This window comes from Candidatus Brachybacter algidus, from assembly GCF_016707225.1.
Classification (GTDB): Bacteria; Bacteroidota; Bacteroidia; order Chitinophagales; family Saprospiraceae; genus Parvibacillus; species Parvibacillus algidus.
Genome location: NZ_JADJID010000003.1, coordinates 357,096 through 381,730, shown reverse-complemented (window position 1 = coordinate 381,730; position 24,635 = coordinate 357,096). Strand labels below are relative to the sequence as shown.

The 24,635-nt window shown below is 36.5% G+C and carries 22 protein-coding genes, 1 tRNA gene and 1 pseudogene; 6 read left to right on the top strand and 18 right to left on the bottom strand.

Going from position 1 to position 24,635, the window contains the following annotated elements:
* Positions 1 to 80: 80 nt before the first annotated feature.
* Complete coding sequence (locus tag IPI15_RS11500; RefSeq protein WP_287420423.1) at positions 81 to 1,262, top strand: IS256 family transposase; 1,182 nt, start codon at positions 81 to 83, stop codon at positions 1,260 to 1,262.
* 172 nt (positions 1,263 to 1,434) lie between these two features.
* Here the strand turns inward: IPI15_RS11500 and IPI15_RS11495 are convergent, their stop codons facing one another.
* The 6 genes from IPI15_RS11495 to IPI15_RS11470 form a co-directional block, all read right to left on the bottom strand.
* Positions 1,435 to 1,818 carry a four helix bundle protein gene (locus IPI15_RS11495; protein WP_287420421.1) on the bottom strand — a complete coding sequence of 128 codons (384 nt, stop codon included), beginning with the start codon at positions 1,816 to 1,818 and terminating at the stop codon, positions 1,435 to 1,437.
* A gap of 188 nt (positions 1,819 to 2,006) precedes the next feature.
* Positions 2,007 to 2,960: a signal recognition particle-docking protein FtsY gene (ftsY, locus tag IPI15_RS11490; RefSeq protein ID WP_287403993.1), complete on the bottom strand. Its 954-nt coding sequence runs from the start codon at positions 2,958 to 2,960 to the stop codon at positions 2,007 to 2,009.
* 168 nt (positions 2,961 to 3,128) lie between these two features.
* On the bottom strand, positions 3,129 to 3,299 hold the full coding sequence (locus IPI15_RS11485) for a DUF4295 family protein (protein ID WP_287403996.1): 171 nt from the start codon (positions 3,297 to 3,299) through the stop codon (positions 3,129 to 3,131).
* A gap of 2 nt (positions 3,300 to 3,301) precedes the next feature.
* Positions 3,302 to 3,490, bottom strand: coding sequence for a 50S ribosomal protein L33 (gene rpmG / locus IPI15_RS11480; protein WP_287403998.1), 189 nt, complete (start codon positions 3,488 to 3,490; stop codon positions 3,302 to 3,304).
* Between the two features lie 25 nt (positions 3,491 to 3,515).
* Positions 3,516 to 3,764, bottom strand: coding sequence for a 50S ribosomal protein L28 (gene rpmB / locus IPI15_RS11475; protein ID WP_287404000.1), 249 nt, complete (start codon positions 3,762 to 3,764; stop codon positions 3,516 to 3,518).
* A 33-nt stretch (positions 3,765 to 3,797) separates the two neighbouring features.
* A tRNA-Arg gene (locus tag IPI15_RS11470) sits at positions 3,798 to 3,871 on the bottom strand.
* Positions 3,872 to 4,286: 415 nt separating this feature from the next.
* On the opposite strand from IPI15_RS11470, the gene IPI15_RS11465 reads away from it, so the two are divergent.
* Entirely contained in the window at positions 4,287 to 7,082 is a 2,796-nt protein-coding gene (locus IPI15_RS11465; RefSeq protein ID WP_287420419.1) for an alpha-amylase family glycosyl hydrolase, read from the top strand.
* Between the two features lie 77 nt (positions 7,083 to 7,159).
* Here the strand turns inward: IPI15_RS11465 and IPI15_RS11460 are convergent, their stop codons facing one another.
* Complete coding sequence (locus IPI15_RS11460) at positions 7,160 to 7,552, bottom strand: hypothetical protein (RefSeq protein WP_287404004.1); 393 nt, start codon at positions 7,550 to 7,552, stop codon at positions 7,160 to 7,162.
* 901 nt (positions 7,553 to 8,453) lie between these two features.
* Between IPI15_RS11460 and tnpA the strand changes: the two are divergent.
* Positions 8,454 to 8,901 (top strand): annotated as a pseudogene (tnpA, locus tag IPI15_RS11455) (IS200/IS605 family transposase).
* Positions 8,902 to 9,785: 884 nt separating this feature from the next.
* Here the strand turns inward: tnpA and IPI15_RS11450 are convergent.
* Together IPI15_RS11450 and nadA are read right to left on the bottom strand one after the other, a co-directional pair.
* Positions 9,786 to 10,787, bottom strand: coding sequence for an OmpA family protein (locus IPI15_RS11450; protein WP_287404007.1), 1,002 nt, complete (start codon positions 10,785 to 10,787; stop codon positions 9,786 to 9,788).
* A gap of 61 nt (positions 10,788 to 10,848) precedes the next feature.
* On the bottom strand, positions 10,849 to 11,859 hold the full coding sequence (nadA, locus tag IPI15_RS11445) for a quinolinate synthase NadA (protein ID WP_287404009.1): 1,011 nt from the start codon (positions 11,857 to 11,859) through the stop codon (positions 10,849 to 10,851).
* Positions 11,860 to 12,163: 304 nt separating this feature from the next.
* On the opposite strand from nadA, the gene IPI15_RS11440 reads away from it, so the two are divergent.
* Complete coding sequence (locus IPI15_RS11440) at positions 12,164 to 12,601, top strand: DUF2147 domain-containing protein (protein ID WP_287420417.1); 438 nt, start codon at positions 12,164 to 12,166, stop codon at positions 12,599 to 12,601.
* Between the two features lie 3 nt (positions 12,602 to 12,604).
* Here the strand turns inward: IPI15_RS11440 and IPI15_RS11435 are convergent, their stop codons facing one another.
* Positions 12,605 to 13,435: a hypothetical protein gene (locus IPI15_RS11435; RefSeq protein ID WP_287420415.1), complete on the bottom strand. Its 831-nt coding sequence runs from the start codon at positions 13,433 to 13,435 to the stop codon at positions 12,605 to 12,607.
* A 233-nt stretch (positions 13,436 to 13,668) separates the two neighbouring features.
* Here IPI15_RS11435 and IPI15_RS11430 point away from each other — a divergent pair, with 233 nt between their 5' ends.
* The gene (locus IPI15_RS11430) at positions 13,669 to 14,196 is read left to right on the top strand and encodes an acyl-CoA thioesterase (protein WP_287404015.1); all 528 of its coding nucleotides are present in this window, start codon (positions 13,669 to 13,671) and stop codon (positions 14,194 to 14,196) included.
* 4 nt (positions 14,197 to 14,200) lie between these two features.
* On the opposite strand, the gene IPI15_RS11425 is transcribed toward IPI15_RS11430, so the two are convergent.
* The 5 genes from IPI15_RS11425 to rlmB form a co-directional block, all read right to left on the bottom strand.
* Positions 14,201 to 14,674 (bottom strand): hypothetical protein, encoded by a 474-nt coding sequence (locus IPI15_RS11425; RefSeq protein ID WP_287404016.1) that lies wholly within the window; start codon positions 14,672 to 14,674, stop codon positions 14,201 to 14,203.
* 32 nt (positions 14,675 to 14,706) lie between these two features.
* Positions 14,707 to 15,120, bottom strand: coding sequence for a hypothetical protein (locus tag IPI15_RS11420; RefSeq protein ID WP_287420413.1), 414 nt, complete (start codon positions 15,118 to 15,120; stop codon positions 14,707 to 14,709).
* Between the two features lie 141 nt (positions 15,121 to 15,261).
* Positions 15,262 to 15,774, bottom strand: coding sequence for a gamma carbonic anhydrase family protein (locus tag IPI15_RS11415; RefSeq protein ID WP_287404018.1), 513 nt, complete (start codon positions 15,772 to 15,774; stop codon positions 15,262 to 15,264).
* 141 nt (positions 15,775 to 15,915) lie between these two features.
* The gene (locus tag IPI15_RS11410) at positions 15,916 to 16,833 is read right to left on the bottom strand and encodes a TraB/GumN family protein (RefSeq protein ID WP_287420411.1); all 918 of its coding nucleotides are present in this window, start codon (positions 16,831 to 16,833) and stop codon (positions 15,916 to 15,918) included.
* A 390-nt stretch (positions 16,834 to 17,223) separates the two neighbouring features.
* Positions 17,224 to 17,973, bottom strand: coding sequence for a 23S rRNA (guanosine(2251)-2'-O)-methyltransferase RlmB (rlmB, locus tag IPI15_RS11405; protein WP_287404022.1), 750 nt, complete (start codon positions 17,971 to 17,973; stop codon positions 17,224 to 17,226).
* A gap of 81 nt (positions 17,974 to 18,054) precedes the next feature.
* Here rlmB and IPI15_RS11400 point away from each other — a divergent pair, with 81 nt between their 5' ends.
* Positions 18,055 to 21,594, top strand: a complete 3,540-nt coding sequence (locus IPI15_RS11400; RefSeq protein WP_287420410.1) for a M36 family metallopeptidase — start codon at positions 18,055 to 18,057, stop codon at positions 21,592 to 21,594.
* Between the two features lie 656 nt (positions 21,595 to 22,250).
* On the opposite strand, the gene rny is transcribed toward IPI15_RS11400, so the two are convergent.
* The 3 genes from rny to IPI15_RS11385 all read right to left on the bottom strand — a co-directional run bounded on the left by rny (position 22,251) and on the right by IPI15_RS11385 (position 24,634).
* Positions 22,251 to 23,912: a ribonuclease Y gene (gene rny / locus IPI15_RS11395; RefSeq protein WP_287420408.1), complete on the bottom strand. Its 1,662-nt coding sequence runs from the start codon at positions 23,910 to 23,912 to the stop codon at positions 22,251 to 22,253.
* A 128-nt stretch (positions 23,913 to 24,040) separates the two neighbouring features.
* Entirely contained in the window at positions 24,041 to 24,331 is a 291-nt protein-coding gene (locus tag IPI15_RS11390; protein ID WP_287404027.1) for a cell division protein ZapA, read from the bottom strand.
* A 3-nt stretch (positions 24,332 to 24,334) separates the two neighbouring features.
* The gene (locus tag IPI15_RS11385) at positions 24,335 to 24,634 is read right to left on the bottom strand and encodes a hypothetical protein (protein ID WP_287404028.1); all 300 of its coding nucleotides are present in this window, start codon (positions 24,632 to 24,634) and stop codon (positions 24,335 to 24,337) included.
* Position 24,635 lies beyond the last annotated feature (1 nt).

Below are 24,635 nucleotides of genomic sequence, written 5' to 3'. Positions count from 1 at the left end.
TATTCATATGAAGGAGGACAGACCTTTTTAAGCCATGAGACTGTTCAGAAAAGTGTGTCAACAAAATGACATATTTGTAAATGAAAAAGGAAGTTAACAAACAATCGAAAAAAGTAGAGCCATTCGATTACGCATCATTTGAAAAAGAGGCGATTAATGGATTGTATGAAGGCAAGGGTCTGATTGGAGAAGATGGTATATTCACAAAATTGATGCAGCGCTTTATAAATGCTGCATTGGAAGGTGAAGTTACAGCGCATATTAAGGAGGATAAAAAAGTTGGTCGTCCCAATCGTCGTAATGGTTACACACATAAAAAAATTGATACAGATCTAGGAGAAGTGCACATCAGCCCACCACGTGAAAGGACAGGAGAGTTTGAACCTCAAATTGTTGGCAAATGGTCCAGACAATTGGGCGGAGGACTAGATAAGCACATTCTAATGATGTATGCACATGGTAATAGTTACTCGGATATTAAAAGACAAATACGGGAAATATATGGTGTTGACTATAGCGAATCATCTATTAGCGAGGTAACAGAACAGGTGTGGGGCGAGGTAGTGAATTGGCAGCAGCGACCATTATTGTCATTATACTGCGTTTTGTTTTTGGATGGCATGTATTTTACAAGCCGGGAAGGCGGTAAATCTACAAGAAAGGTATTGTATTCAATATACAGCATAGATGCCAATGGTGAACGAGATATACTAGGTATATATATCAAGGAATCTGAAGGGGCTCATGAATGGGGCAGAGTGCTTGAAGATCTGAAAAGGCGGGGCATTGAAGATGTGCTGTTCTGTTGTGTTGATGGACTGAAGGGCTTTTCTGAAAGTATAGAGCAAGTGTTTCCAAAAGCGATCGTACAGAGATGTATAGTCCATATGGTCAGAAGCAGCACCAAATATGTTTCCTACCAATATATAAAATCGGTATGTTCTGATCTTAGAAAAATCTATTCAGCAGTGGATAGATCAGGAGCGGAAATGGCGCTGGAAGCATTTAAAGAAACTTGGAATGCCAAGTATCCGGAAATTGCAAAACAATGGGAAGCAAACTGGACAGAGTTAATGGCATTTATGGATTATGGAAGCGGTATCCGTAAAATGATTTATACAACGAACTCAGTAGAAGCATTACATCGACAGATCAGGAAAGTAACAAAGACCAAAGGTTCCTGGGTAAACGACAAGGCGCTAATTAAGCAACTATATCTAATATTGATGTACGGAAGTAAGAGCTGGAATAAAAGGTATTAGGGTGGTTAAATATATCAAAGGATTTGAACCAACATTTTGGGAAACGTTTTAGTGAGCATGAACTGGAATAAAACACAGAACTCGTTTTCAACAATTTTAACACCTTGAAAAAGCTTGAAAATCGAATTGGTTATTTTCCGCTTTTTAGGAATTAAAATATTGAAAACGGTGACTATAGAATTTTAAAACTATTTTTATAACATGACACACTTTTTTGAACATTCCCTAAGCCATTTATAATTTTACAAACTTCTTCACAATCTTTTATAAGCGTAACAGCCAATTCTTCTTTAATTAGATGCAGTCTTGGGGCTAAATATAACATCGATTTAACTTCACTTCCCGAAGAGACAGAAATATTTAAAAATCTGACAAACTCTTTTTTACTGCTGCGATCAAAACCTTCGGCAACATTATTTGATATAGAAATTACATCTCGCTGAATTTGATCTTTAAAACTAAAGTCCTTGATGTGTGCAAAATTGTTGTAAATAGCTACAGCCAAATCCTGAGCTTTTTGCCAGGCAATTAATTGTTCAAACTTGTTGGTAGACATGGTGGTTAGATTTGAAGTAAAAATTAAAATTAATCCTTTTTTCAAAAATTTTTATCAAAAATCAACTAAATAATAAATATTAAATTTCCGAACACTTAAAAATTTACCAAAACTTACTAAAAGACACCAACAACTCATGTCTGAAGTCTAATAAACTGCCGGCATTCCGACTGACGACTGACCACTGTTTACTTCCTAAACATCGACTCCACAAATGCCCTTTTATTAAAAACCTGCAGCTGTTCAATTCCTTCCCCGACTCCTAGATAGCGAATTGGAATTTTAAAGAGATCGGAAATGCCTATAGCTACACCACCTTTGGCAGTGCCATCAAGTTTAGTTAAAGCAAGTGCTGTGACATCTGTACTTTCCGTAAATTGAGTAGCTTGTTCAATAGCGTTTTGACCAGTAGTGGCGTCTAATACGAGAAGGACATCATGGGGCGCACCTTCCAACCTTTTTCCGGCAGATTTCTTGATCTTGGTGAGTTCGGTCATCAGGTGGATTTTGTTGTGCAATCTACCTGCAGTGTCGATAATACAGACATCACAATCGTTTTTAATAGCATAATCAACGGCTTCGTAAGCTACTGCAGCCGGATCTGTATTCATGCCTTTTGAGTAAAAGTCGCAACCGACACGATCTGCCCAGATCTTTAATTGATCTACTGCGGCAGCTCTGAAAGTATCACCCGCACCAAGCACGACTTTGTAACCTTTCTTCTTGAATTGAAAGGCTAGTTTTCCAATGGTTGTGGTCTTTCCAACACCATTGACGCCGACGACGAAGATGACGTAAGGTTTTATATTTGGAAGTTCAAAGTCTTCGAGTTCGACCGTATTGTTGTCTGTGAGTAATTGCATGATTTCCTGCTTAAGGATTTCATCCAATTCATTGGAGTTGAGATATTTATCTTTGGCAACTCTGGCCTCGATTCTCTCAATTATCTTGACGGTGGTATCGAGGCCTACATCTGAGCTAATGAGTATCTGTTCGAGTTCATCAAGTACTTCCTCATCCACAGAATCTTTTCCGGCAACTGCCTTGGTGATTTTGGAGAAGAAAGATTCTTTAGTTTTGGACAAACTATTATCAAGATCTTTTTCTTTGTCTTTGGAGAAAAATTTATTGAAAAAACTCATAATGCTCTATGCTTGGTTGATTAATTTGAAATAAAACAAAGACATAACAACGGTGGGGTTGATTAGTTCCTATTATAAATTGATTGGTTGATACAAAAAGGAAAAGGCCTTTTCTAAAAATAGAAAAAGCCTTGTATATCAGCCAAAAGAAATGTCTTACTTATAAAATTAATTAAAGTAATCCTTTGCTTTTTCTTTGTGGATCATAGCTTCTTTATAAGAGTAGTGACCTGTGACAGGATCTTTTACACTTTTAATTACTTTTACAAAGTCACGACCTGAACCTACGTTCGCGGCACGTTGAGCTACTTTTGCGTTTTTGGATACTTTCTTAGCCATGGTTATTTAATTTCTTTGTGAATAGTCATTTTCTTTAAAACAGGATTGAATTTCTTCAATTCTATTCTGTCAGGAGTATTTTTCCTATTTTTTTGAGTTACATATCTAGACGTACCAGCAAGACCTGTTGCTTTATGCTCGGTACATTCCAATATGATCTGGATTCTATTGCCTTTGCTTTTCTTAGCCATTGTTCAATTAGTTGTAAATGGTGGTTTAATAAAAAATGTTGATGGTATCACCTGTGTTACCAAGTTTTTTCAAATAAGAAGAGATACCCAGTTTATTGATTGAACGGATAGCACTTGTAGAAACTTTCAAAGTGATCCACACACCATCTTCCGGTATGAAGAAACGTTTCTTCTGTAAGTTTGGTAAGAATCTTCTTCTAGTCTTCGCGTTAGAGTGAGAGACGTTGTTGCCCGTGATCGGACGCTTACCTGTTAATTGACAAACTTTTGACATGTTAATATTTTTTCTTCTGTCTAATATTATTCGTGACCTCGGCAGGATTCGAACCTGCAACCTTCTGATTCGTAGTCAGATGCTCTATCCAATTGAGCTACGGAGCCTGCTTCTGAAATTCAGAGTGCAAAGGTACTATTAGTTTTTGGAATAGAAAAGTGTTTTATATGATATTTTTATAAATTTATTTTACGGTAAGTCAACATTCAAATTTTGGGAAATATTTGACATTGTAATGGATTCAATGAATAGGATTACAATATAGTTGATTTCTTTTCCCATTAGGTAAAACTAAGGGCAATTGAACTCGAAGATGAGTATGTTTCCTTCACATTTAAATGATCGCCTGCACCAATGATCTTGGATAAAGTCCTACTCTCATTTGTAATTTATAATTTAACATTCACAATTTACAATTCCTCTTTTCATTCTTCATTATAAAAGCTATCTTTGTTTGCGTACCTTCTACATTATCTATTTGACCATCACTTTGATCACAATTTATAATTAAATATTCCTGCCATGCGCTTAATTTTTACATTTTTACTTTTGATCACTCTGAATATAACACACGCTCAAATATCAGTAGATCCTGCATTTCCAACTCCAACATCAAATATCACTGTTTATTTTGATGCTACTCAAGGCAATGCGGCGTTGGCTAATTGTAATTGCATTGTATATGCTCATGCGGGAGTCATCACGGATAAAAGTACTGGTCCAAGTGATTGGAAATATGTACAGGGCAACTGGGGTACTGACGACCCAAAAGTTAAGATGACAAAAGTCTCAGACAATCTTTATTCACTTACCTACAATATTCAGACATTTTACAATGTTCCCGGTGGCGAAGTTATCAAGCAATTGTCATTTGTCTTCCGCAATCAAAGTGGAACTGTGGTGGGTAGGACTGCTACTGGTGGGGATATCTATTATAATTTTCCTGATCCAAATGCTGGACTTCAATACATTATCGAGAAGCCAAGTTTGGAGAGTAGAGTAGTATCCCTTGGATCGACACTTGATTTTAAAACCATTACCTCAAAACCGGCACAGATTACACTCAAACTGAATGATATGATCATAGCTGAAGCTATGGATGCCACAGAATTAAGCCATCAGATGACCTTAAATACAATACAAGCTTACAATTATAAACTTTTTATTCTCGCAGGCACAGATGGCGTGGATACTTCGTTTACGTGGACAGTAGGAGCTCCACCTGAGGTTAATGCAGTGCCTGATGGTATGAAACTTGGCTTTAATTACTATGATGTTCATGAAGGGTTAGTAGTGCTAGAAGCTCCGGGTAAAAGTGTCGCTTTCCTGGTAGGAGACTTTACAAATTGGACCGCCCAACCAACTTTTCAAATGAAGCAGTCTCCCGATGGCCAATACCTCTGGACTAAGTTCGATACTACAGGAATGAAAGGTAATTTCAATTATCAGATCTGGATGGGTGATGGTCTTAAAATCCCCGATCCTCTAAGCTTTGAAATCCTTGATCCTAACAATGATAAATTTATTGAGGAAGCTACATATCCGGAATTGCCTGCGTATCCATATGGCAAAACCAGCGGACTTGTATCTCATGTAAATATGTATGATAATTATCAATGGCAAAATAACTCATTCGTTCGACCTGAGAAAGGCGCTTTAGTTATTTATGAATTGTTGATGCGCGATTTTCTTCAATCTCATGATTACAATGATTTGGTAGATACGCTGACTTATCTCAAACGTTTGGGTGTCAATGCTATAGAGCTGATGCCTCCAAGTGAATTCGAAGGAAATATCAGTTGGGGTTACAATGTATCCCTTCATAATGCTGTGGATAAATATTATGGCAGCCCCGAAAAACTAAAATATTTTATTGACCAAGCGCATGGCATGGGGATGGCAGTGATCTCAGACGTAGTCTTTAATCATGCCTTCGGACAAAATCCTATGGTTCAATTGTATTGGGATGCTGTCAATAATAAACCTGCCCCTAATAACCCATGGTTTAATCCTGATGCTCGACATCCATACAACGTTGGATATGATTTCAATCACGAAAGCCCTTCCACGAAAAGATACGTCAAGCAGATCTTAAGTCATTGGTTAACAGAATATCATATAGATGGATTCAGATTCGATTTATCTAAAGGTTTTACCCAGACTAACAATCCGAATGACGTCGGTAAATGGGGGCAATATGATGCTTCCAGAATAGCCATAATAAAGGGTTATGCTGATCAGATAAAGTCTGTGTCACCCGATGCATATGTGATTTTGGAGCATTTTGCAGATAATGCGGAAGAAAAAGAACTTTCAGACTATGGTTGCATGCTTTGGGGCAATATCACACACGGTTACCAGGAGGCAGTGATGGGCTTTTCTTCAAATTTCAGCGGAGGTTATTTTAAAAACAGAGGTTGGAATCAGCCGGGCTTAGTTTCATATATGGAAAGCCATGATGAGGAAAGGCTTATGTATAAGGCTAAATCCGGTGGAAGTGCTGCGGGTAATTATAACGTCAAAGATCTTGCAACAGGTTTGGATAGGGTAGGAATGGCAGCTGCATTTTTCTACACAATCCCCGGTGCAAAAATGCTTTGGCAATTTGGGGAACTTGGCTATGATTATTCAATTAATACATGCCCCAATGGCACCATAAGCGATAATTGCCGGACGGATCCAAAGCCTATTAAATGGGATTATTATTACCAACAGAAAAGACTTGAATTGTATGCGATTACTTCAGGTTTAATTCATTTGAAGACGCAGTTTGATGTATTTAATGATGGAACCATCACTTATGATTTGGGTGGCGGAATGAAATCAATCAATTTGGATAATGACGAACTAAAGATGGTTGTCATAGGTAATTTTGGAGTTGTAGAAAACAGCAAGGCTATTACTTTTCCAACATCAGAATGGTATTATAATTATCTTGGGACAGACAGTATACAAGGTTTTACGTCCCCGAAGATGTTGACATATAAGCCCGGAATTTATAAAGTATATCTCAATAAAAAGGTTGTAAATCCGAGTATTTCTTTGTCGTCAGATAATCTCAGTTATAATAAATTGAATGTAAAAGTTTATCCAAATCCGGCAAGTGATCTAATTTATATTACTATTCCGGAGGAGAATTCAAATGGGAAGACGGAGCTGTCAATATATGATCTTAAAGGTAAATTGCTCCAAAAAAGGCAGGTTGAGAATGCAAGTTTTATTGAAATGTCAACTTTTGATTTGAACAATGGGATGTATATATTGAGAGTGTCAAACAAAAACAATGCAGGCCTATTGAAGCTGTTGATTCAAAAATAGTGAAGTTTTATAAAAAAAATGACCACTGAAATACATTTATCAGTGGTCATTTTTTATAATTATTCAATAGCTGAATATTAATTCAATTCATATTCTTCTCTGGTGATCTTTTCACCACCACTTGCCGTTGGTATTTTTGATTCTTTTATGGAGAAAACTAATTTTGCCTTAGTGTAACCTTTACTGTCGCTGATGATCTTCATAGGTTTACCTTTTTGGTAGACTGTTTCCCTGCCTTCAAGTTCTGCCATCATCTTTGTAAAATAGAAACCTGTTTTTGAGAAATTTACTATTTGGGTTTCGTGCGCATTGATGACGACCATACTGTACAAAGTGCTTTTCTTGCCTTTTCCTTCCATTAATTTAACAAACATTTTACGATCGGAGTCGTTTTCGATCGTTAAGTTGGCTTGACAGTTGGCTTTGAGTGATAGTCCTGTAAATATTAATAAAAATAAAAGTGATCTCATGGTGATTAATTAAATGATGATAATTTTAGTCAGATTGATTCTTCTTGAACTTTACCGAATTCACAAATAAAGATAACTTTTTTAATTAAAAGCTAAATAATTCTGAAGGCAAAGCTAGTAATACATTCTGAAATCAATTTATTTTAACTCAATAACTTCAAATTATTTTGTGGGATGAGAATAATTTTAAACAAATAATAGAATTGAAATTCAACCCCATCCGGGTTGGTAGATCCGCAATGATGCACCCTGGGTTTCACCCGAGGCTACTATTGTTCAAGCCCTCCGGGCTTAGTGCATAGAATGAAGGAATCTATTAATCGTTCTGACTAATTTAACTTAAATATTAGGATGAAATTAATGGGAATAGTTTCTTAAGCTTTAAAACAAAGAATTTAATCGCCATTACTAGTAACCCCGGATGGGGTTTAATAACATTAGGCCCGGGTGGAACCCGGGGATTAAAGTAAATAGGTTCCAACCCCGGATAGGGTTGAATAATAATAAAATGTCGTTACGTTCAACCCTATTTAGGGTTGGTAGATCTGCGATATTTAACCAGGGTTTCACCCGGAGCTATTATTGTTGAAGCCTTTCAGGCTTAGTGCATAGAACGAAGGTAGCTATAAATAGCGTTGGCAAATTTTATTTATAATATTACGATGATCTTAATGCGAATAGTTTCTTAAGCTTTAAATATAAAGAATTTAATCGTCTGTACCAATAACCCCGGATGGGGTTAAACAACATTAACCCCGGGTGCAACCCGGGGAATAGGAACAACGTGCAACCAACCCCGGTTGGGGTTGAATATTTAATTCTATATATATCCTTTAATTCAGAAATAAATCTTATTTTTGGATTATTATTTCACCCATTCTATAACCCAAATCAACCCATTATGAGAACTTATACCCAAATTCTTTATCAGATTGTCTATTCAACAAAATATCGTAAAAAGACATTGAAGTCTGACATCAGAGCATCACTTTTCAAATACCTTTATGGTATCTTGAAGAATAAAAAATTGTTTTGTATACCAGATTAATGGTGTTGAAGATCATATCCATTTTTTAATATCCTTACACCCATCTATTTCCTTAGCTTCACTTGTGAAAGATCTCAAATTAGGAGCTTCGAGTTTTATATCTAGAACAGATTTATTTGAAAATTTTGGTGGTTGGCAGGATGGCTATTCTGCTTTTACTTATTCTATTAAAGAAAAAGAAAGATTGGTTAATTATATTAAAAATCAAGAAAAGCATCATCAAAAAAAGTCTTTTAGAGAGGAATTGATAGACCTATTGTATGAACATGGTATTGAATTTGATGAAAAATATCTTGACTGAAAAGTGATGATATTCAACCCCATCCGGGGTTGGTAGATCCACGATAATAAACCCGGGTTTCACCCGAGGCTACTATTGTTCAAGCCCTCCGGGCTTAGTGCATAGAATGAAGGAATCTATTAATCGTTCTGACTAATTTAACTTAAATATTAGGATGAAATTAATGGGAATAGTTTCTTAAGCTGTAAATACAAAGAATTTAATCGCCATTACTAATAACCCCAGGTGAGGTTGAATAATAATAAAATGTCGTTAAGTTCAACCCTATCCGGCGTTGGTAGATCCGCAATGATGCACCCTGGGTTTCACCCGAGGCTACTATTGTTTAAGCCCTCCGGGCTTAGTGCATAGAATGAAGGAATCTATTAATCGTTCTGACTAATTTAACTTAAATATTAGGATGAAATTAATGTGAATAGTTTCTTAAGCTTTAAATACAAAGAATTTAATCGCCATTACTAGTAACCCCGTATGAGGTTGAATAATAATAAAATGTCGTTAAGTTCAACCCTATCCGGCGTTGGTAGATCCGCAATGATGCACCCTGGGTTTCACCCGAGGCTACTATTGTTCAAGCCCTCCGGGCTTAGTGCATAGAATGAAGGAATCTATTAATCGTTCTGACTAATTTAACTTAAATATTAGGATGAAATTAATGTGAATAGTTTCTTAAGCTTTAAATATAAAGAATTTAATCGTCTGTACCAATAACCCCGGATGGGGTTAAACAACATTAACCCCGGGTGCAACCCGGGGAATATCGTGCTGCTCTACCAACCCCGATGGGGTTGAACATTTAAAATATTTAATTAAAAATCTTTCCTCTCTAAACTAAAAAAGGATACCAATTCATGATATCCTTAATTATTTTACTGATTAATTTTTTATTCTATTGATTTCAGCAACACATCCAGTTTCGGAGTAAGAATTATCTCAGTTCTTCTATTTACCGCGCGAGCCTCCTTTGTGCTTCCGGAATCAATGGGTAAATACTCTCCTCGGCCTTGAGCCGAAATTCTCAATGGTGACACACCGGCAGATGTGAGTGCCTTGACTACTGAAGTCGCCCTTACTACACTTAAATCCCAGTTGTCTTCAACCAAGGATCCAGCAGTCTTAGCCTTATAAGGAACATTGTCAGTATGTCCTTCCACAGCGATATTGATATCAGGATTGGACCTTAAGATGGTCGCTAATTGATTGATGGCATCTTTGCCATTTGATTCTATATTTTTACTTCCAGACTTGAATAATAATGCCTCAGGAAGTAAAACATAGACCTTGCCATCACGCTCAACGACTGTCAATCCAGAAGCCTTAAATCCGACCAAAGCATCTGATACTTTGCGCTGTAATTCTTTAACAGCAGCATCTTTCTTATCTAATGCCATCTGCAGGTCTCTTATTCTACTTTCTTTTTCCCCCAAAGCGCCTTGAGCTTTATTGAATTCTGCCTGAGTCGCCTCAAATGCTGCCTGCTTTTTATCTAATTCCTCCTTCTGTATTCTCAGATCCTCTTTCTGAGCCTTTATCTGGTTTAATAATCGGTCATTCTCACTAAGATTTACATCCAGGATCCTATCCGTAGTTTTGCTCAATTGGTCCATCCTTTTTTTATTCTCCGCATCCAACTGCACATATGAGCGAAGGCTGGCATTGACGTACGACGTGTCTTTTTTAAGTTGGTCAACTAGTTTAGTCAGGCGAGTTCTGGTTTCTTCGGTAGAATCCATTCTTTGCTTCATAATATCATACTGCACTTGCATTTCAGTTCTGGCTTTATCAGCCCTTGCAGTTTTCGCTCGTTCATCTTCTAATGCGCGGTATGATGTACAGGATGTAAAACCAAAAGTTAAGATGATACATAGAATGATAACTGATCTCATTTGATAATTCATTTCGTTTATTTTTGTTTCAATGATTCGGATTGAGTATGTTTATTTTTGTTTAGATTAGGCCAGCTGCTTTCGATATTTCAAGCATCCTGTCGATTGAAGCAACTCCTTGATCAATTACCCATTGAGGAAGGATAATTTCAGGCAATTCGTATTTCATGCTGATATATAATTTCTCCATTGTGTTTCGCTTCATATGCGGACACTCATTACAGGCGCAATTAGTTTCGGGTGGCGCAGGGATAAATAATTTGCTAGGACTACTTTTCTGCATTTGATGGATGATGCCTGGTTCTGTTGCTACAATAAATTCATTAGCAGGATTATTGATAGTGTAATTTAGCAGGCCTGTCGTCGAACCTATAAACTGAGCTTGTTGTAAAATATGGTCTTCACATTCAGGATGTGCTATCAAAACTGCTTCAGGATGTCGTTCCATTAGTTTGACGATCTTTTGATGAGAGAATATCTCATGCACCATGCATGCTCCATCCCATATGACCATATCTCTTCCCGTTTTCTTCATAAGGTATGCGCCCAGGTTTTTATCAGGAGCGAAAATAATATTACGGTCTTTTGGTATGCTTTCAATGATCTGTACAGCATTTGTCGATGTGCAACAAATATCAGTAAGTGTCTTTAACTCTGCGGTGCAATTAATGTAAGAGACAACTATATGCTCAGGATATTTTTCTTTAAACCTTCTAAATAGTGGAGCAGGACAGGAGTCTGCAAGAGAACAACCAGCTTTTAGATCCGGTAATACCACCTTTTTATTTGGAGACAGCATTTTCGCAGTTTCTGCCATGAAATGTACTCCTGCGAAAACAATCATGTCAGCTTCCGTTTCTGCTGCTTTTTGAGATAATCCAAGTGAATCTCCAATATAATCAGCCACATCCTGGATTTCCGACTCTTGATAGTAGTGTGCCAGAATGATGGCATTTTTTTCTTTCTTCAATTTATTAATCTCATGAACGAGATCAAGTGTTGGATCTAATTCAATATCTAAATAACCTTTAAGAGGAAGTTTGTCGATAAGTTCCTGTGGAATACTAGTCATATATGTCAAATTTTTTTCACTGTTCAAGGCGTTAATTTATAATAATACCAACACTTTTTCTACAAAATTAGTTTTATTGGATCATTTTATGACAAACTAGATAAGTTAAAACTTTATAAACTCAATTCTCAGTTCATGTTTTGTATCTTATTAAAAAGACAAAGATTAGCGTACTTTAAATTCATTTTATAGTCTGGATATCAAACTCATCAATAATATTTTAATTGTATTATTTTAATTTACTTTTATTTGCTTGAGTCATTCTATTTAACTTATCTTAGTTTAGACGCTTAATTTGTAAAAAATGCGCTTAGTTATTCTATTCACAATATTTGTTTTTGCGAACTTAAAAGCTTTTTCTCAAAATACAATTGGGGACAAGATCCTTGGTGTATGGCTTAGTGAAACAAAAGAAGGAAAAATTCAAGTTTACCGTGTTGGAAATAAATATTTTGGTAAATTAATTTGGAGCAATCAAATGTTTGAAGCAGATGGACAAACCTCTAAAAAAGATTTGAAGAATAACGACATAAAATTAAGAGGACGAAACCTAAAAGATCTCGTCCTACTTAATAATTTAATCTATGATGATGGTGAGTATACCGGCGGAAATATTTATGATCCCAAGAACGGTTCTACTTACAAGTGTTATATGGTGCTAGAAGGAAATAGACTTAACATTCGCGGATATATTGGTATCTCTTTAATTGGGAGGACATCCGTTTGGACACGCGTGCCTTAGCAATTATCGTAGTTTGATGATTTTGGTTACTCCATTTACAGTAACTGAAGCTAAGTCATCACAGTTACCATCTCCATAATTGATAATCCTTTCTTTGAATTCATTATTTAGTGGCATGATTCGTATAATGCCTTTTGTGATATTGCTGCAGTTTAATGCCACTGTAAGTGGTTCCTGAATAGTCGCGGTGAAGCCATTTCCTTTAGAATTAGCGACAGAACCAGAGCCGGAAATACTGTATACATCATCCCAAATATTAAAAGTCGATTCACCTTCGGTCCAAGTTCTGATTCTTTGAGAGATGTAGGTAAATATTAGTCCATCAGTTAAGGTGACTTTTCCTTCATCAGTAACGGTGAAGGTTGTCTTTCCATTTTGATCAGCCCCTGTATTTGTTACATTTCTAGTTCCTTCTAAGTGATTATCATTTACAAAGTAATCAACAAAAGTAATTGTATGCGTTGAGTTTATAGCTCTGTATCTACCTTCAAAAGTGGTAATAATTTTCCCTCTTCTATAACGTCCATCCCGCCCAAGGCAGTTAGAGTTTCCAAAATCAATCGTGATGGTCTTCATTGAATTAGAAGTGTCTAAAGTCACAATAGCACAATTGTGTCTTATTTCCATCTCATCAGAAGTCAAGTCACTTGCAATTGTTCCTGTATTATATGCCTCATCAGAAAAGTTGGTTGCCTGATCCAACTCATGTTCTATGACCGCATTTGTTTGTTCCATCAATTGATCATCATTCTTAGTTTCATCTTTAGAACATGATGTAAATGTTGAGCCGATTAGTGCTACAAATAGCAAATTAAATAATACTAATTTTTTCATACTTATCTATTTTTTTATCTTTTGACCAAACCTTTACGGAATGGTTTAATGATTAAACTGTGATTTTCATTTTTTATTGTTTTTCAATCGAATGTCATTGATCTGAAGTTTTCACCCTATCACCCTATAACTTTCTCACCTTCTCACCTTCTCACCTTCTCACCTTCTCACCTTCTCACATCTTCACTTTCTCAGCAAATAAAACTACCTTCGCGGCTTCAAAATCAGAAATAATGGGTCAATTGGAAATTGAAGAAAAAAAAGTGATAGAGTCAAGGACTACAATGACAGAGCTAGTTATGCCAAATGATACCAATCCTCTTGGTAACTTGATGGGAGGGAACTTGATGAGGTGGATGGACATCGTGGCAAGTATTTGTGCAGGAAAGCATTGTGTTGCTCATGTAGTCACCGCAAGTGTGGATCATGTTTCGTTTACACATCCTATTAAAATGGGAGAAGTGGTCACCATTGAGGCACAGGTGACTCGTGCATTCAACACTTCAGTAGAAGTCCATGTCCAGGTCTATGCGGCAGACTTCAAAGGGAAGCATCCCAAACGAAGTAATCATGCCTATTTTACATTTGTGGCGTTGGAAGACGTGACATTAAAGCCAATGGTCGTGCCACATGTACTTCCATTGACTCAAGAAGAAATAACCTTGTATGATAATGCAATTAAGAGACGCGAACTAAGGTTGGTCTTAAGTGGCAGAATGAAACCTCAAGAGGCTCATGAATTAAAAGGAATGTTTGAATAATAATTTATTTTAGGAGAAGTATTTTTTGATCCATTTGGTCCATGAATGAATGATACTTTGTTGGTACATTGGACTGCATTTTATCCATCAACCATGAGCGGTGTCTTATTCCATCATTGTATTCGATATAGTATCCACCCCAATCTCCGGCATCCGGCATCCCAATGATACTGTCATTTTCACTAAAAAGTTCCTGAGGGAAATGATCCATCAAATCTTTGGTTAAATCAAATTTTTCTTGACTCAGAGCAATGAACGTTCCATTGTAGAATTGTTGGCCCGGATACTGATCAGTAGTATCTTCACTCAATTCTGAATTAGTTAACTTAAATATTTCAATGCATTCTTCCCCTTGACAGAAACCATAATATTGACCGAAAGTGAGTGTAGCTGAATTAGACTTTGGGTCATGATCTTCTTCTTTATTGCAAGACACAAAAATTAATAGACTGATTAATACCATCAAGAAAGACTTCATAAAATGTATTTTAAATGAATTAATTTTTAATCTTAATCGTGTTTCGTAACGAAAATAGTGGCTTTATACTCACTTTGTGAGATTACTTTTGTGCTTATTGGGTAAGGGTCCAATTTAATAAGTGAAATGGTAAAAGTACCAATTGTAGTGTCTTTGGAAGCCAGATTGGTATGAAGAATAATAGGATGAATTCCAAGAGCACTGTTAAAAACTAAATTAACCTCAGCATCGCCCTCCCAAACACATTCCACATCCGATGGACATCTAGAATCGTTTGCGACTGATACCATTTGTAGGCTAATATTTTCCTCTAAATTATTTTTGGTAGAACCATTTTCAATAACAAATTCTTTATTTAATGGAAGATCGGAACCTAAGTTGTCAATAATTTTTTTATCGCAACTAGCGAATAAAAAAATAAGAATTATAAAAGCAAAATATCTCATTTTGTTTGATTTAATTTTGAATTGAATACTCTTTTTGAAAAGCGTTATAACTCAATAAACGAAATTTGATTGGCAATAGTTAGTTGATGGGATGATATTTATTGATAAGAAATTAAAATTTAATTGGACTGTGGTAAACAATTATTTCATCCAACTCGAATACATGACATAATTATCAGCAATTCGACGGATATTATGTTCAAATACCTCAGGTTCAAGTTTTTTAACTGCTTTTGCAGGGATCCCTGCATAAATCATACCTGATTCACATATAGTATTTTCTAAAACAATAGCACCTGCTGCGATCAATGTATTGGAATGTATGACGGCATGATCCATGACGATTGCGCCCATTCCTATGAGTACATTGTCTTCAATAGTGCAGCCATGAACGATAGCGCGATGACCGATAGAAACATTGTTGCCTATATTTAAAGGTGCTTTCTGGTAAGTACAATGGAGGATAGCCCCATCCTGAATATTGACCTTGTTTCCGATTTTAATGTAATGGACATCACCTCTTACTACTGCCTGAAACCAAACACTGCATTGATCACCCATAATAACATCACCGGTGATTGTCGCATTTTCTGCTATAAAACAATCACTTCCCCATTGTGGTGTTTTTTCATTCACTTTTAAGATTAGTGGCATAGGTTAGTATTAGAGTATGATAGTTTTATAGTAATCGAGTATAATAGTATTAGAGTATGATAAAATTAGAGTGGATAGTATTAGAGTATGTGGTATTGTATAAAAGTTTATTGGATAATAACCGTTCCCATTACCCATTACTCACATCTCCACAACCGCGCTAACTTTATACCCGGCCTCTCTTAAAAGATTGATGACACCCTCTTTTCCTCCTAAATGTCCGGCACCCACTGCAAAGAATGTAGGATTCTCAACCATCATTTTCTCCATTGCCGGAATCCATTTTTTGTTTCTGGTACTAAGTAGGGAGTTCATCATGTCTTTATCTTTTGCCTCAGGACTATCATTGATATAAGTATTAAGTCCTTCAACGTCTTGTTCAAGATATCTTTTTACCATTTCGTCATAGCCACTGGAAGCATCTGTACTTTTAAGTGACTCTACAAGCATCGCTGCCTGATCTTTCAATGAAATACTATCTATGACAGCAAGTTGTTCATCGATAGTTTCTAATCCACCAATTTTTTTGCCTTGTTCCTTAGCTTTCTCTGATAGTTCTACTTCATAGGAAATCATATCTCCATCTCCTCCCATTCCTGCATCTCCTCCCATTGCAGATAGAAACATGGGTTTAATTCCTTCTAAAAATGCTGTTGGCAATCCTTGTTCAGCAAATTTATCTGTAAATAATTTATAATCCTCAGGTGATAATAAATCTTTGATAGTGACGCCATCGGGCATTCTTATCTTACTAAGGATACCAAACATTTGGGTGAAATCATTCATTACATTCATGTCTATTTCGAAGACAACGTTTTCAGAATTGCTAAGTGCCTGATTCATTGAATTATTGAATAGGAACTTAGAACGAGGGATCAGGTGTATCGTGCCAAACAGATAGCTGGGAGCTTTGAGATCCTTTCCTTCTATCTTCCAAAGAAGAGACTTTTGCTGTTCAACCTGTATAGTCTTTTTAATTAGGGTCTGCCCGATTGAAGGAGTTAAATTAAAAGAAATCAGAAGAAAGCAAGAGAATAAAACTTTATTTACAAATGACATATACGTTCTTAATAAATTTTGTTGAGCATTAAATACAGAATAAATAACATCATTTATTATAAATAGTTACTCAATTTTCGGTAGTCAAATTTTATTTTTTGAAAGATAAATTTAAATTTAAATAAAATGTTAGATGTTAGAAGCTTGTCCGACAAAGCTATGGCGAAGGCGGGGTAGATTTTAGTCCCGCAACTGCGGGATCCATCAATCACATGGATATTTTTTCTACTAAACTTATTAAAGAAAAAATATGAATCAATTGACTAAGCTCCCCGCCGTCACTTTGGCTAGTCGGGCAAGCATCTAAAATCTAATCCCGCGGCTGCGGGACCATCTACCTTTGTTTCTTAACTGCCGATAATTGAGATAGTTATTATCAAATTTTGAATATTAAAGTCCATATTTTCTTTTCAAAATTGACTGATAAACAACTATTCCAGCGGCGACGCTGACATTATATGAATCTAGCAGGTCATTTTGAGGTATTGAAAACTGTACGTCCGCTCTACTTAAAATAGCTTTAGAAACACCAAGTTTCTCAGATCCCATGACTACGCAGCAAGGGGATTCCAATTCAATTTCGTGAAGCATTTTACTTCCTTCCATACTCGATGCGAAAATCATGATATCTTGCTGAGCCAGGTGATCAGCAGCATCAGATAAGTTAGAAACTTTACAAACCGGTATTTGAGCGAGGGCTCCAGCTGAAGCTTTCATTGCATCACTGGTCACACTGACGCTATTGGAGGCAGGAATAATAATACCTTGACAGCCTCCTAATAGTGCTGATCTTGCTATTGCGCCAAAGTTTCTTACGTCTGTCATTTGATCCAGCATAAATAAAAATGGTACTTCATTATTGATTTTAATCTTTTGCAAGATCTCATCCATGGTGAGGTATTCATATGAATTGACCACAGCCAGGATACCTTGATGATTCCCTGCTGTAAGCCTATTCAGCTTTTCACGCGGTACATAAGCAAGATCAATTTCTTTATTTTTGATAGAATTTCGCACTTCTTTTTCGAACTCTCTGTCACCACCCGCAAGCAGGAAGATCTTTTCAATTTGAAGATTTTGACCGAGTGCTTCCAGAACAGGTTGGCGACCATATATATGAGAAGTAAAATCTTTGTCCATGTAATATTATGTTGTCTAAAAAATGGAAATAATATATATCTTTGGCAAATTATAATAATTACTAACAATATATACTAAAAAATGAGTCAGAAGAACTTTACAAGTTATTTTGCATTGTTTCTATTCAGCATTTTAACCTTGAATTTATCAGGTCAAAATGTTGTAATTGAGGCAAAGGTAAAAAATGAAATCCTACAAAACTCGGATAAATACAATTTATCTCATAATGATGCTCAGCATTTATTGATTCTCGATCAGTATACTGATGACAAGAGAGGTATTTCGTACATTTATATAGGGCAGAAATTAAATGATATCCCAATTTATAATGTTCAGACTACATTTTACATAAGTAAAAAAGGTCAAATTGGGACAGTTTCCAGTGGATTTATCAGTACTGACAAATTTCAGGTATCCGGATCAAGAAGTGCTATCATAAGTGCAGAGCAAGCCATTGAAAATGCCGCACTAAATGTTGGGGTAGTCAACCCAAAGACACAATTGAAAGAAAAGAGAGGAGATAATCCTGTTTTTGAGGCAAGTAATATTTCTCAGTTGCCAATTGAACCACAAATGACCTATTTCAAAACATCAGATAATGAACTATCTTTAAGTTATGTGTTGCAGATCAAAAAGATCAACAGCATGGATTATTATCAGATCGTCGTTGACGGCGTGACTGGTAAGATCTTGAATAAAGTTAATTACACCCTTTCATGCAAATTTGATGGCCCTGATCAATTTACAAATCACAGCAATTGTGAAAGTCATGATCATATTAATATCATCTCTACTAATGAGCAATCAGCACCTCCGCCCCCTTCAGCAGAAGTAAGTTCATACAGGGTATTTGAATTACCGTTGGAAGCACCAAATTTTGGAGCGTCTAAATTAATTACAAGTCCAGCAGACCCAATTGCCTCCCCTTATGGCTGGCATGATCTTGATGGCACTGAAGGTGTTGACAATACGACACTTCAAGGAAATAATGTGCATGCATTCAATGATAATAGCGGCGATTATGCTCCAGATTCAGAAGTAGATGGTGGCACTGAGCTTTCATTTGACAAAGTATTTGATACAGCGCTTGAACCGCAGATGTCAAAAGATGCAGCAGCTGTCAACTTGTTCTATATGATCAATAAAATGCATGATTTTTCATATAATTATGGATTTGATGAGAAGGCTGGAAACTTCCAGTTAGATAACTATGGCAAAGGTGGCCAGGGTGGTGACTATGTATTAGGAATGTCACAATTCGGAAATGGTGAAGGCGATTTTAAAAATAACGCGGATTTCTCTACTCCAGGTGACGGAGGGAATGGTTCTATGAGAATGTTTCTATGGGATAGTGCCACTGATAAATTCCAAATATTGAGCCCTGCTTCGATAGCCGGTGGATACGAAGTGGGAGATCCTGGATTTGGACCTGCCATATCTTCCACTCCTGTGGAAGCTGAAGTGGTGTTGGTCGAAGACAAACTTGGAAATAAAGGTTTCTTCTGTGAAGAGGCAAAAAATGCCGATAAATTGGTAGGAAAAGTAGTAGCTATCAATCGTGGTGGATGCGATTTCTCGCTTAAGGTATATAATGCACAACAGGCGGGTGCTGTTGCCGCAATAATAATGAATTTTGAGGAGCAAGTAATTGGAATGGCTAGTGGATTGAATGGAGGAAGTGTTACGATACCGTCTGTGTTTGTTGCAGCTTCTACCGGTAATCTAATCAAAGGGCAATTAACAGCTGGCGAAACAGTTGTTTCAAGAATGGTTGTACCTGAGAATAGCGGTCCATCTTTATTGGATGCTTCGTATGATAATGGTGTAATAGCGCATGAATTCGGACATGGAATATCTAACAGATTGACAGGTGGTCCTTCGAATTCTGGTTGCTTGAATTCAGCAGAACAAATGGGCGAAGGATGGAGCGATTTTATGGCATTAGTAACTTCTAAACGTCCTGGCGACAAGGCGACTGATGGCCGAGGAATCGGAACTTATGTTCAAGGACAACAAACTAATGGTAGTGGAATCAGAAGATTTCCATATTCAACGGATATGACTATTTGTCCTAATACCTTTGCTGATGTTGCCACAGTTACTGGTCCTCACGCAATAGGAGAGATCTGGTGTGATATGATCTGGGATCTTTACTGGGCAATGATCCAAAAACATGGAGATGATGGGCTTCTTTATGGCGGCACAGGTGGAAATAGCCGTGCTATCGAATTGGTATTCCAAGGAATGAAATTGCAACCATGTGGTGTAGGGTTTCAAGATGGAAGAGATGCTATTTTAGCTGCTGATAGACTATTATATGATGGAGAGAACGAATGTTTGATCTGGGATGTATTTGCAAGGAGAGGACTTGGGTTTAATGCTTCTGGAGGTTCTGCAAATTCAATTTCTGATAATATCGTTGACTTTACACCGAATCTTTTTTGTTTGAATAAAGTACAAATGCAGAAACTTGTAACTAAGGAAGTCGATCCTGGTGAAGAAATCACCATCACTCTAAAACTTAAAAGTTATAAATTAACGACTGCAAAGAATATACATATTACTGATATTGTCCCTGAGCATAGTACTTATGTAGCGGGGTCAGGTGGTTCTTTCAGCAACAATGTGGTAACTTTCAATCTTGATTCATTGGTTACTGCAGATGAACATGAATTTCAATATAAAGTCCAGGTAGATGCGAATTATAAATCAGTTTTAATGTATCAGGAAGACTTTAATACGGAATTTGATTTCCCGGATGGTGACTGGTTTACCAATCTTGAGGATGGAGAAGTTTTCTTTGAATTTTTTGACGGAGCAGGAGAGGATGGATCAGGAGCTTATTCTATCTCATCAAAAGATGGTGATTATAAAACTTCTTTCCAAAAAACTGAAAAGTTAACTATAGCAGGAGAGAACCCATATTTGATCATGGCGCACAGATACAATACACAAGGTAGTATCGATGGCGGAAATATCCGGTACTCAAATGATGAACTCAACTGGTTTACGTATGATCAGGAAGTAGTGAGAGGTAAGTACCCTGGTAAACTCGCATATGCAAGTTTGACTATTCCCAACCTTCCTGCATTTAGCGGTAATTCTAATGGCTATGTGCATTCATTTGTGGATGTCAAAGCACAGGATACTGAACAGTTATTCTTAAGTATCTATTATGGAGCTTCAGATGGCAACGCTACTTATGATTCATGGGATATCGACAATTTTGAAATGGTTGACGCTAAGTTTTTGAACAGTGAAGCTTGTATCACAGTCGATGGAGATGCTGAAGAATGTCTTGAAGCAGTTGAATTAGGTACATATGTAAAACATGATGGTATTCTTTCAAGTAAAAAAGCTACCCAGGCGAATTTCGAAAGCGTAATTTACCCAAATCCAGGAAATGGCAGTTTGAACATTTCATGGAAGCAAGTAAGTAATGAATCAATGGAGATTAAAGTGATGGATGCATCTGGTAAAATTGTTGCTAAAGGCAAAAAGCAAAGTAATGCAGGTGTTAATTTTGCTAATCTTAACTTAAATGCGCTTCAAAGTGGACTTTATATGGTCCAGTTGACTACTGCATCAGGTTCAGTGACACACAAGTACGTTAAAATGTAAAATTGCTATTAGCAGTTTATAATAGAAAAGGAGATCAGCTATTGGTCTCCTTTTTTTTAGGTGATGGATGTTTGTTGTTTGGAGTTTGGTGTTTTTTAGTTAACTAGAATGATGTGGAACGTCGTTTGATGCCTTCAGGTCATCTGACGTTTTTGTTTGGGATATTGATAAAAATACGAAAACATCCGACGACCCAAAGATTGAGGGAAGCTATTGCATAGAGCTGAAGAATATAATGGGAATAATGCGTCGGATGGCGTGAACAACAAATATTATCTTATAAGAAAGGCAAATAAATGAGTCCAAAATTTTGCCTTAGAATACCGGATTTTACAATGCCGAGTTGGGTTTAGTTTTGGGTTGCTATAGCATAGCAAATTAGGAAATCCATTCTGAATAGAGTTTCGTTTTGAGTTGCAATAGCAGGACAATTAGTAAACGCTATTCGGTATGATAGTCGTTTAGGCCATTTTTAAGGGTCTATTACGAATTTCCATTCCGTATTAATTGAATTTGACTAAAAATTAATAAAAAAAGGATGCTCAATTGAGCATCCTTTTTTATAAATTCCCCTGGTATTATTTATTTCGAAACGATACTACTGTATAATTCAGGAGATAAATTTTCGAATAGAGTAGTGCTAATGAAGGGTTTAATTACCTTGCAAAATTTGTTGCTCTTTTCTCCCTGATCACGGTAACTTTTATCTGACCCGGATACTGCATCTCATTCTGGATCTTTTGAGAGATCATAAATGAAAGATCATCCACATAAGCATCAGAAACTTTTTCACTTTCTACTATGACTCTTAATTCACGGCCAGCTTGCATTGCAAAGGCTTTCTGAACACCTTCGTACGCCATAGCCAGTTCTTCAAGTTCACCGATGCGTTTCATATAACTTTCAAGGATCTCTCTTCTTGCACCTGGTCTTGCACCTGAAATGGCGTCACAAGCCTGAACAATAGGCGATATAATATTGTCCATTTCAATTTCATCGTGATGCGCTCCAATAGCATTGATAACATCTTTGATTTCATTATGCTTTTCAGCTATTTTCATACCCAAGATGGCATGAGACAATTCGCTTTCTTCTTCTGATACTTTTCCAATATCGTGTAACAATCCGGCTCTCTTGGCCAGTTTGATCTGCTTAGGATTCAGCCCTAGCTCAGAAGCCATGATAGAACATAAATTAGATGTTTCTATTGAGTGCTTGAGCAAGTTCTGTCCATAAGATGATCTAAATCTCATTCTACCAACCATTTTGATAAGATATGGATCTAATCCATGAATATCAAGATCGATAACGGTCCTTTCCCCAATTTCGATTATTTGTTCTTCAATCTGTTTTTTAGTTTTTGCAACTACTTCTTCTATTCTGGCAGGGTGGATTCTGCCATCCGTAACAAGTTTTTTAAGGGATAATCTTGCGATTTCTCTTCTTATTGGGTCAAAACTAGATATAACGATAGCCTCAGGAGTATCATCTACAACGATCTCCGCCCCAGTAGCAGCTTCAATAGCACGAATGTTACGTCCTTCTCTACCTATTATCTGTCCTTTAATATCGTCAGATTCTAGATTGAAAACAGTCACGGTATTTTCAATTGTGATTTCTGCTCCCATTCGTTGAATAGATTGGATGATGATCTTTCGCGCCTCTTTGTTTGCTGTGAGTTTCGCTTGCTCTATAGTATCTTTCACTAAGGACATTGCCTCATTTTCTGCTTTCTCAGTCATAGCGCGGATGAGCTGCTCTTTAGCTTCCTGTTGGGATAATTTAGAAATACTTTCTAGTTCTTTAATTCTGATCTCATTTGCAGCATCGAGTTCTTCTTTTTTCTTTCCAACTATTTTTAGCTGTGTATCAAGATTTTCGCGTATAGCCTTTAGTTCAGTTTCTTTAGAATCGTTGTTATCTTTTTGTTGCTGGATTGATTGAAGGGCTTGTTTAAGATCAGTCTCTTTTTTTACTACATCTATTTCCCTTTCTTTTAATTTGGAGTAAAATTTGTCTTTTTCTCCTTCAAAATTTGACTTTAGCCTTTCAAAATTATCTTTAGCCTCACTGATTTTTTGTTGCTTTCTTCTTTCATTTTCACGTTCAGCTTTACTAATGAGCTTCTCTGCATTGACTTCAGCATCATCGACCAGTCTTTTAGCTGTTAACCGAGCCTCTTGAATAGCAAGGTCAGCCTTGGCATTCATTTCGTCAATGTGATTTTGAGATTTTTTCTTAGAAAAAAAATTGACCAGAATGAATCCGATCACGATGCCTCCTATGGCACTTACAATACCTATGGTTAATGTATCCATGATTCTTTTTTTAACTGACTGGTTCAGAGATTCAAGGGATAAATCTTGAATGAAATGAAATCAATCAATTGATTTACAATATTTTGTTAAAAAAAGTGAATCATAATTCGAAAGGAGGGGAAATTGAATTATTTTAACAGGTCGTCGATATAACTTTCTACCTGTGAAAATTTTTGAACTAATTTGGCGTCACTAAATGTTTTTTCCGCCTGATATTTTTCTATCGCATATGAAAGTATTGCCATAGAAAGCCAGTCTTGTTTTTCTCTATTTGGATAGGCTTCCTGATATTCTCTGATACGTCTATTCACTTCTTCTGCGATAGACATAATCACCTCTTCCTCATTTTCTTTGATCTTAAGTGGATAGCCTCTACCGGCTATGATCACAGAAATTTGCTTACTTTCCTCATCAGCCATTTCTTATAGATTTTCTAAAAGTTCTATACAATGTTCAATTTCCTTAATATATTTATCTATAGTAATTTTGACCTCTTCATCATGCTGTGTTTTTTCACTAACAGATTTAAGATCGCTACTTGTTTTTGATAAATCACTCCCCACTACTTCTAATTCAGCTTTATGTTTTCCTGCATTTTGCTTGAGGCGGATGTTCTCCTCCATTAGCATAATGTTTTCTTTTTTTATTATCTCATATTTTTGCGCGAGTTTTTTCACCTTGTTATCAATCGCTTCCAATCTCTCTGCTAAGGTTTTTATCATA

What these genes read in the sequence shown, in the direction of transcription:
- IPI15_RS11440 (WP_287420417.1), top strand. Translation starts at nt 12,164, where the DNA reads ATGCGCTTAGTTATTCTATTCACAATATTTGTTTTTGCGAACTTAAAA.
- IPI15_RS11415 (WP_287404018.1), bottom strand. Translation starts at nt 15,774, where the DNA reads ATGCCACTAATCTTAAAAGTGAATGAAAAAACACCACAATGGGGAAGT.
- nadA (WP_287404009.1), bottom strand. Translation starts at nt 11,859, where the DNA reads ATGACTAGTATTCCACAGGAACTTATCGACAAACTTCCTCTTAAAGGT.
- IPI15_RS11420 (WP_287420413.1), bottom strand. Translation starts at nt 15,120, where the DNA reads ATGAGATATTTTGCTTTTATAATTCTTATTTTTTTATTCGCTAGTTGC.
- rlmB (WP_287404022.1), bottom strand. Translation starts at nt 17,973, where the DNA reads ATGGACAAAGATTTTACTTCTCATATATATGGTCGCCAACCTGTTCTG.
- IPI15_RS11485 (WP_287403996.1), bottom strand. Translation starts at nt 3,299, where the DNA reads ATGGCTAAGAAAGTATCCAAAAACGCAAAAGTAGCTCAACGTGCCGCG.
- IPI15_RS11465 (WP_287420419.1), top strand. Translation starts at nt 4,287, where the DNA reads ATGCGCTTAATTTTTACATTTTTACTTTTGATCACTCTGAATATAACA.
- IPI15_RS11450 (WP_287404007.1), bottom strand. Translation starts at nt 10,787, where the DNA reads ATGAGATCAGTTATCATTCTATGTATCATCTTAACTTTTGGTTTTACA.
- IPI15_RS11385 (WP_287404028.1), bottom strand. Translation starts at nt 24,634, where the DNA reads ATGATAAAAACCTTAGCAGAGAGATTGGAAGCGATTGATAACAAGGTG.
- IPI15_RS11430 (WP_287404015.1), top strand. Translation starts at nt 13,669, where the DNA reads ATGGGTCAATTGGAAATTGAAGAAAAAAAAGTGATAGAGTCAAGGACT.
- rpmG (WP_287403998.1), bottom strand. Translation starts at nt 3,490, where the DNA reads ATGGCTAAGAAAAGCAAAGGCAATAGAATCCAGATCATATTGGAATGT.
- IPI15_RS11460 (WP_287404004.1), bottom strand. Translation starts at nt 7,552, where the DNA reads ATGAGATCACTTTTATTTTTATTAATATTTACAGGACTATCACTCAAA.
- IPI15_RS11495 (WP_287420421.1), bottom strand. Translation starts at nt 1,818, where the DNA reads ATGTCTACCAACAAGTTTGAACAATTAATTGCCTGGCAAAAAGCTCAG.
- IPI15_RS11500 (WP_287420423.1), top strand. Translation starts at nt 81, where the DNA reads ATGAAAAAGGAAGTTAACAAACAATCGAAAAAAGTAGAGCCATTCGAT.
- IPI15_RS11425 (WP_287404016.1), bottom strand. Translation starts at nt 14,674, where the DNA reads ATGAAGTCTTTCTTGATGGTATTAATCAGTCTATTAATTTTTGTGTCT.
- IPI15_RS11390 (WP_287404027.1), bottom strand. Translation starts at nt 24,331, where the DNA reads ATGGCTGATGAGGAAAGTAAGCAAATTTCTGTGATCATAGCCGGTAGA.
- IPI15_RS11435 (WP_287420415.1), bottom strand. Translation starts at nt 13,435, where the DNA reads ATGAAAAAATTAGTATTATTTAATTTGCTATTTGTAGCACTAATCGGC.
- IPI15_RS11400 (WP_287420410.1), top strand. Translation starts at nt 18,055, where the DNA reads ATGAGTCAGAAGAACTTTACAAGTTATTTTGCATTGTTTCTATTCAGC.
- rpmB (WP_287404000.1), bottom strand. Translation starts at nt 3,764, where the DNA reads ATGTCAAAAGTTTGTCAATTAACAGGTAAGCGTCCGATCACGGGCAAC.
- ftsY (WP_287403993.1), bottom strand. Translation starts at nt 2,960, where the DNA reads ATGAGTTTTTTCAATAAATTTTTCTCCAAAGACAAAGAAAAAGATCTT.
- rny (WP_287420408.1), bottom strand. Translation starts at nt 23,912, where the DNA reads ATGGATACATTAACCATAGGTATTGTAAGTGCCATAGGAGGCATCGTG.
- IPI15_RS11410 (WP_287420411.1), bottom strand. Translation starts at nt 16,833, where the DNA reads ATGTCATTTGTAAATAAAGTTTTATTCTCTTGCTTTCTTCTGATTTCT.